The following is an 8087-nucleotide window of genomic DNA, read 5'->3' on the forward strand; positions in this document are numbered from 1 at the left end:
AAAATTGTCTCATCAATTTTTTGATAATTGACCACTGTTACATTTGGTAAATCGAGGAGTTGATCAAAATTTATCCACATAACCCACCTCCTGTTCTGTGTTACTATTATACCATGCTCACACAGAACCTAGAAGAGCCCTCTCTTTAACGGCTGATTCCGCGAAGTTGCTCCAGAAGTTGATCAAGAATGTCTTCCATCTCTTCCGGGCTTCTGCCCATCCTGACCGGTCCGCGCAGAAACTCTTTAACCGTTATCTTTTTATCGCGGAAGTCACGGACAAAATTATAGATTTTTTCGGTGGATTGAACTTGTAATTTCATCTCCTCTAGCATTTGCTCAATCGGGTCGATGCCATCCTTCTCACAAGCGCGACTGGCCCTCACCATCTCGCCTTCCGGGGTATTTCGCACCGAGCGCAGTTCTCTTTTCAGGTTCTCGTATTGCTTTTTAAGTAGTTCGTTATTGGTTTCAACCCTCTCGCACTGTCGTTTGAGGTCGCTTTCCGATGAGCCTTCAACCGCGAAAGAGTCCCCCATTTGATGCTGTCGTTCGATTTCCAGCAGTCTGGCAATATCTCCCTCTTTATAGGCACGGTTGACTTCCTTCATAATCTCGTTGTGACGCATCCGAGTTTCGGGGTCTGTAACCTTGTCGGGGTGAAAAATCTCAGCCATTCTCAGGAAAGTGCGGCGTATTTGTCTAGATTCAGGAGATTTAGGCGAGCTTTCAGGTGATATCTCTGTTCCATCATCGTGACGGTTATAGGAGTCTCCCCCAGAGAAGAAATCCTGCGCGGATTGCTCCGATGATCCTTCCGACTCTTCGTCTCCGAAAAGTTCGTCTAGTTCTTCATCTCCATCCTCAAATTTCGGGCTAATCACCCCCGTTAACTGAAGTGTCTCGTAAATTCCGAGAATCCTTTTTTTTGTCTGCTGCCCCAATTTTCTAGCAGTGAGGATTTCGTCAAAAAGGGCGTGTATTTCGCGGTCGAGGTCGGTAAGTTTTTGATAGAGGGGTTGCCCTCTCTGGAAAATCTCCGTCGCCAGGGAACGCATCTGGTCGAGGAATTTCTTCAGTTCGTTGCGTTTTCTGCCAATCTGCTTAAGGAGCCACTGATGCTCCTCCTCTAAAGCTTGGAGACGAAAATGTAGGGAAGACAGAGCCAAGGAAGGAGAGGTAGGCGAATCAGAGGAGTTCGGTGATTTCGGCTTTTTAGATCTGGTCATTACTTTGGGGTGAAAGCATATTGTCCATTCTACCAAGCCGCAAGGAACCGCATTCCTAAAACTCACCCTTGGCTCGTTTTGTTGTTTCTCCCCACCTCCCTGCTCCCCATCACCCCTCTCCCCTCTCCCCACTTCATAATTCATAATTCATAATTCATAATTCCCCACTCCCCTGCGCCGGCGCTCCTGCGGAAACCTTTTTAAGTGGCTAGAAGCTAGATATATCAATGGTCTTAATTAATTCTTATCAATCGAATTAAATTTTTGTAAATCAAATTCTCGATCGGATTAATTATTTTTTCCAAATTCCGCTAGACTTATTTAGTAAGTTCAATCGAGATTCAATATTCCATAGCTAAATTTCTATAGCACGGGCTAGAAGGGAAGTTTAGCGAGGGATTCCTTTACCCATAATTCAGCACACATACTTGCTTTAGCAGCAGGCAGGAGATTCTATGTCAAATTTTTCGAGACGGAAATTCTTAACCACAGCGGCAGTTTCAGCGGCAGGGGCCGTTGTCCTCAAAGGTTGTGTAGGTAATCCCCCCGACACTACGGGTGGAACCAGCACCACCGCGCCCGCTTCCCCGGTTGCCTCTCCCGTCGCCATCGCCCCGGAACAAGCTCCTGAAACCACCAAAATTAAATTAGGTTATATTCCTATCGTTGAGGCCGCACCCTTAATTATTGCCAAGGAAAAAGGCTTTTTTGCCAAACACGGGATGCCCGATGTGGAAGTCTCGAAACAAGCAAACTGGGGATCCGCTAGAGATAACGTCGAAATTGGGGCAGATGCGGGCGGAATTGACGGGGGACAGTGGCAAATGCCCATGCCTTACCTAATTTCCGAGGGACTAATCACCAAAAATAACGTTAAAGTCCCCATGTATGTGTTAGCGCAGTTAAACACCCAGGGTAACGGAATTGCGATCGCAGGTAAACACGAGGGCAAAAATATCGGTTTAGACCTGAAACCGGCCAAAGATTACATCCTCGGCATGAAAACGACGGGAACTCCCTTCAAAGCCGCCTATACTTTCCCGAAAGCTAATCAAGACTTCTGGATTCGTTATTGGTTAGCGGCTGGTGGTATTAACCCCGATACGGATATTAACCTAATTGCTGTACCCGCAGCCCAAACCGTGGCCAACATGAAAACGGGAACCATGGATGCGTTTAGTACCGGCGATCCTTGGCCGGCGCGCATTGTGGCTGATCAGATCGGTTTTATGTCAGCTTTAACCGCAGAAATCTGGCCCTATCACCCGGAAGAATACCTCGCTATCCGCGCCGATTGGGTGGATAAAAACCCGAAAGCCACCAAAGCGGTGTTAAAAGGAATTATGGAAGCGCAGCAATGGCTCGATCAAGAGGCAAATCGGGCAGAAGCGGCGGCAATTCTCGCTAAACCGGCTTATTTCAACCTCAAAGAAGAAATTATCGCCGGTCCCCTCAAAGGAATGCAGAAAATGGGTGACGGTAAACCGGAAATCACCGACAAAAATAAAGGGGTTTTCTACTGGAAAGATCCCGCCGGTAGCGTTTCCTATCCCTATAAGAGTCATGATCTCTGGTTTTTAACCGAAAGTGTTCGTTGGGGTTTCTTGCCGAAAGAAACTTTAACCACTGCCTCAACATTAATCGACAAGGTTAACCGCGAGGATCTTTGGAAAGCGGCAGCTACAGAATTAGGAGTTCCCGCAGCTGATATTCCCACCAGTACCTCCCGCGGTGTCGAAAAATTCTTTGATGGCAAGACTTTTGATCCTGCCAATCCCCAAGCTTATCTCGATAGTTTGGAGATCAAAAAATAGCGAGCTTTTACCGATAGGCTAGGTGCATAAAAAATCTAGTCTATCAATCCCAAAAATGTTTTCTTCTCTCCCCAATCAAGTAACTTTATCTTCAACAAAGGAAAACGGCAAAATGGCAAGTAGCGTCAGCAGAAAAAGTAACGGTGGTTTCAACTTCGGTAAATTCTGGAAAAAGCATTCCCATGACATTCTTCCCCCGATTATCGGTACCTTGGGTTTTCTGATTGTTTGGCAATTAGTCTCGATGGTGGGATTAATCAAATTACCCCCCCCATCCGACCTAATCACCAATGAGCGTACCCGTACTTATTTAATGTATCCTTTCTTTGATCGTGGAGGCATTGATAAGGGACTATTTTGGCAAACTTTAGCCAGTCTGCAACGGGTATTAATCGGTTATTCTTTTGCTGCAGTGGTGGGTATTGGAGTTGGGATTATGGTCGGTTTAAATTCTTTCTTAAATAAGGCCCTCGATCCCCTTTTCCAATTCCTGAGAACAGTTCCTCCTCTTGCTTGGGTTCCCCTATCTTTGGCCGCTTTACAACAAAACCAACCAGCTGCTTTATTCGTTATCTTTATTACCGCAGTTTGGCCGATTTTGATTAATACTACCGTCGGTGTCCAACAAATTCCCCAAGACTATATCAACGTTAAACAAGTCTTGCAATTGTCCAGCAAAAAATTCTTCTTCAAGATATTAATTCCCTCGGCACTTCCCTACATATTCACTGGTTTGAGAATTGCGATCGGTTTAGCTTGGTTAGCGATTATTGCGGCGGAAATTGTTATGTCGGGTATCGTCGGTATCGGTTTCTTTATCTGGGATGCCTACCAAAATAACTACATTAGCGATATTATTCTCGCTCTGTTTTATATCGGGGGTGTGGGTTTATTACTCGATCGCTTTATGGCTTGGTTGCAAACTCAAATCGTTCGTCAATAGGGAATCAATGGGGAAACTTTCCCCATTTCTAAATAACTAAAACTTGAGCAAATTTAAGGAGAAAAAACTATGAGTTTGTTTGTCGCTGTCGATAACATCGATAAAGTATTCCCCCTCAGTGGTGGCGGTGAATATGTGGCCTTGAAAGGGATTGACTTACAGATAAAAAAAGGGGAATTTATCTCCCTCATCGGTCACTCTGGTTGCGGAAAATCCACCCTCTTAAACATGATCGCTGGTTTAGATTTGCCCACGGAAGGAGTGGTGACTTTGCAAGGTCAAAGCATTAAAAAACCGGGACCAGATCGCATGGTAGTTTTCCAAAACTATTCCCTTTTGCCCTGGTTAACTGTCAAAGAAAATATTACTCTGGCCGTCGATCAAGTTCTCACCCAACTGTCAGAAGAAGAAAGAAAAGCCGAAGTCGAAAAATATATCGATCTGGTCAATCTTCGCCATGCAGTGGATAAACGTCCCAACGAATTATCGGGGGGGATGAAACAACGGGTAGCGATCGCTCGCGCCCTAGCCATTCGTCCGAAAGTCCTCCTTTTAGACGAACCCTTTGGCGCGTTAGATGCCCTGACTAGAGGTAATCTACAGGAACAGTTAATGCAGCTGTGCGAAGAATACGAAATGACCTCGGTAATGGTGACGCACGATGTGGATGAAGCGGTGCTATTATCCGATCGCATCGTCATGCTCACCAACGGCCCCGGCTCAAAAATTGGCGGTATTTTGGAAGTGGATATCCCCCGTCCCCGCAAACGCATGGAAGTGGTGGAACACCCCAGTTACTACAGTCTCCGGAGTGAAATTATCTATTTCCTCAACCAACAAAAACGGATCAAAAAACTGCGCGCCCGCAAAGTCGAAGTTATTGCCCGTCACGGTTTAGAAAAAGTCAATCTAGAAATCGGTTTTGTTCCCCTCACCGCTTGCGCGCCCCTAGCAGTGGCCAAAGAAAAGGGATTCTTTACTAAACATGGTCTAGATGAGGTGAATTTAGTCCGGGAAACCAGTTGGCGAGGCGTTGTGGACGGGATCGCAGGGGGATTCCTCGACGGGGCGCAAATGCCTTCAGGAATGCCCACCTGGTTAACCGTCGGTGGTTATCAGGAGCAACCTTTGCCGATTGTCAGCGCCCTGACTATGACTCGTAACGGTAACGGTGTCACCCTCGCTAAACGCTTCTATGACGAGGGAGTGATTGACGGTAACGCCTTAAGACAGATGCTATTGGAATCGAAGGAGCAGCGCCATATTTTTGGCATTGTTCACCCCTCCTCCATGCACAATTTGCTCCTACGTTACTGGTTAGCGGCAGCGGGAATTGACCCCGATAAAGACGTTCACCTCGAAACTATTCCCCCAGCCCAAATGGTAGCCGACCTGAAAACCGGTAGTATTGACGGTTACTGTGTCGGTGAACCTTGGAATCTCAGGTCCGCCATGGAAGGTATCGGTTACACCGTCGCCACCGACTTAGAAATCTGGCAGGGCCACCCAGGTAAGGCCCTGGGAGTTCGGGAAGATTGGGCCAATAAATACCCTAATACCCACGTCGCTTTAGTTAAAGCACTGCTGGAAGGTTGTCGCTACTGTGCCGAGGAAGGGAATCAGGAAGAAATTCGTCAAATCCTCGCCAGTCGTCAGTATCTTAGTACCAATATCGATTATATCCAACTGGGTGATCCCAACTCCTACGCGTGCAGTCTCGATCAACCGATGAAAGAATATGCACACCATCTGTTCTATGGAGATGGGGTAAATCGTCCCAGTCGTACCGAACACCTCTGGATGATGACCCAAATGGCACGCTGGGGCCACATTCCTTTCCCCCGTAACTGGGTAGAAATTCTCGAACGCGTCTGTCGGGTGGGTGTCTTCAGTACCGCAGCCCGGGAATTGGGTCTAGGGGATATTAAATATCGTCGCACACCGATCCTTTTATTCGATGGTATCGAGTTTGATGCCGAGGATCCGATCGGTTATCTCAATAGTTTAGAGATCAAACAAAACGTCACCATGGCCGAAGTGGCTATTGATGCTCGTCCTGGTGCCAGTGAATCTCGCAAAATTGCCTAAAAATCGACTAAGGGGATAATTACTAGCCAATTATCCCTAGTTATTGCTCCTATTATCTAATTTCCCCCAAAGACTAATCATGTACACCACCACTGACACAGTTAACCGAGCAACCCAGGCCCCCATTAAAGAAGCTTTTGTTACCATTGAAGGAGTTTCTAAGGTTTATCCCACTCCTAGAGGCCCCTACACCGTCCTTAAGGATGTTAATCTCAGCATCAATGAAGGTGAATTTATCTGTGTGATCGGTCACTCCGGTTGCGGTAAATCGACCCTATTAAATATGGTGTCGGGTTTTTCTTCTCCCACCGATGGCATTGTTAAAGTTAACGGCAAGAAAATTACTAAACCCGGGCCCGATCGCATGGTAGTGTTTCAAAACTATGCTTTATTGCCTTGGTTAAGTGTTTTTGAAAATGTCTATCTCGCGGTAGATGCGGTGTCTCCCAATGCTCCAGAGGCACAAAAACGCTCGATCGTGCGGGAACATTTAGCTATGGTGGGTTTAACCGAAGCTATGGATAAAACCCCTCCCCAAATCTCCGGGGGGATGAAACAACGGGTTTCGATCGCCCGGGCCCTTTCTATCCGTCCAGAAGTGTTGATTCTCGATGAACCTTTCGGTGCGTTGGATGCGATTACCAAAGAGGAATTACAGGAAGAATTGCTGAAAATCTGGCAAGATAAACGCTGTACGGTGTTGATGATTACCCACGATATCGATGAGGCCCTTTTCCTCGCTGATAAGCTGGTAATGATGACCAATGGACCGGAAGCGAAAATCGGCGAAGTGATGAATATTCATTTCCCCCGTCCCCGCGATCGAGAGAGAATTATGGAGGATCCGGAATATTATCGTCTGCGTAACTATGCCCTCGACTTCCTCTATAATCGTTTCGCTCACGATGATGTTAGCTAGATGTGAGCATTTGTATTAGTTTGGGGTGCGGTTGACTTAATAGCAATCGCACCTAGATTTTTTTTTTAGGGAAGCCTTCTTCAAGTAAAATTATTTCTAAGTAGGGTTTGCTGAATAAATCTAAAAACCTTGTTGGGTAAGACTTTTAGACTTTTTTCCCCTCAAAAAGTGCCAGCACTTGGAGTGATCGGGGGGAAAATTCAGGTACTTTTTCCCTGAAAATTAGGTAGTTGACCACCTGAAAATCGGTAAAACCCTACACCCCACACCCCACACCCTGCCCCCACGAAAAACTTTTTGCCGCAAACCCTACTTAATTGATCATGCTCAAACAGATACGGAAACTACTTATCAATTTCGGTCAACAATGGCGCGATGAAGATTTCATGAGGTCGATTCATCTCATTGAAAACATAGTTTCTAAGGTTTTATCCGTAGCCTTAATTGTTGTTATTATTGTTTCTCTTTATGATCTAGTAGTTATCTTAATCCAAGATTTATTTACTACGGAACCCGTCGGTTTTTTTAGTAAAACTTTAATTGAAATCTTCGGATTATTTCTCAATATTTTGATCGCTTTAGAGTTATTAGAAAACGTCACTGCTTACTTAAGAAAACACATCGTACAGGTTGAATTAGTCGTAGTTACGGCTTTGATTGCCATCTCTCGAAAAATTATTATTTTCGACCCCAATAAATACAGTAAAGATGATTTAATTGCCCTCACTGTGGGAACCTTAGCTTTAGCGGCAAGTTATTGGTTAATCAGGAAAGTTAATCGCGATAATCGTTCTTGAAGTAGTGATTAACTACCCAGACAGAATTAATCATACCAAATTCGGATTATTAAAGACTGATTATCTATTGCAAGAGTGCCTATTGCCTTTTGCATGAGTAGAAAACGGGTTTCTCCGAGAAACCCGTTTTCTGTGCGTTACTCAACGGATTTAGTATTAATACCATTTTTCTAAATTCCTGACAGACATAGAGCTTCTAAAATCCAAGACCATCCCGTCAAATACCCGATCGTGTCATTGGATAGAGAATTTAAAAGATGGTAAAGTTTACTTCTTAAGTTATCAAGGGAGTTAAAAT

General features: G+C 45.2%; 6 protein-coding genes and 1 pseudogene. 5 read left to right on the forward strand and 2 right to left on the reverse strand.

The features are described 5' to 3' along the window. Positions 1–145: 145 nt before the first annotated feature. Complete coding sequence (locus tag IM485_RS08330; protein WP_287742412.1) at positions 146–1228, reverse strand: molecular chaperone DnaJ; 1083 nt, start codon at positions 1226–1228, stop codon at positions 146–148. Between the two features lie 455 nt (positions 1229–1683). On the opposite strand from IM485_RS08330, the gene IM485_RS08335 reads away from it, so the two are divergent. The 5 genes from IM485_RS08335 (at position 1684) to IM485_RS08355 (ending at position 7789) form a co-directional block, all read left to right on the forward strand. Next, entirely contained in the window at positions 1684–3042 is a 1359-nt protein-coding gene (locus tag IM485_RS08335) for a CmpA/NrtA family ABC transporter substrate-binding protein (protein ID WP_287742414.1), read from the forward strand. A gap of 112 nt (positions 3043–3154) precedes the next feature. Continuing rightward, the gene (gene ntrB / locus IM485_RS08340; protein WP_104397465.1) at positions 3155–3985 is read left to right on the forward strand and encodes a nitrate ABC transporter permease; all 831 of its coding nucleotides are present in this window, start codon (positions 3155–3157) and stop codon (positions 3983–3985) included. A 69-nt stretch (positions 3986–4054) separates the two neighbouring features. Continuing rightward, positions 4055–6073, forward strand: coding sequence for an ABC transporter ATP-binding/substrate-binding protein (locus IM485_RS08345; protein WP_104397447.1), 2019 nt, complete (start codon positions 4055–4057; stop codon positions 6071–6073). 79 nt (positions 6074–6152) lie between these two features. Next, the gene (locus IM485_RS08350) at positions 6153–6992 is read left to right on the forward strand and encodes a nitrate ABC transporter ATP-binding protein (protein WP_104397448.1); all 840 of its coding nucleotides are present in this window, start codon (positions 6153–6155) and stop codon (positions 6990–6992) included. 323 nt (positions 6993–7315) lie between these two features. Next, positions 7316–7789 (forward strand): phosphate-starvation-inducible PsiE family protein, encoded by a 474-nt coding sequence (locus IM485_RS08355; protein ID WP_066030004.1) that lies wholly within the window; start codon positions 7316–7318, stop codon positions 7787–7789. Between the two features lie 170 nt (positions 7790–7959). Here IM485_RS08355 and IM485_RS08360 read toward each other — a convergent pair. Next, positions 7960–8087, reverse strand: a pseudogene (locus IM485_RS08360) (IS630-like element ISMae27 family transposase); the annotation flags it as partial.

Source organism: Microcystis sp. M169S2 (genome assembly GCF_020245865.1).
Taxonomy (GTDB): Bacteria; Cyanobacteriota; Cyanobacteriia; order Cyanobacteriales; family Microcystaceae; genus Microcystis; species Microcystis ichthyoblabe_A.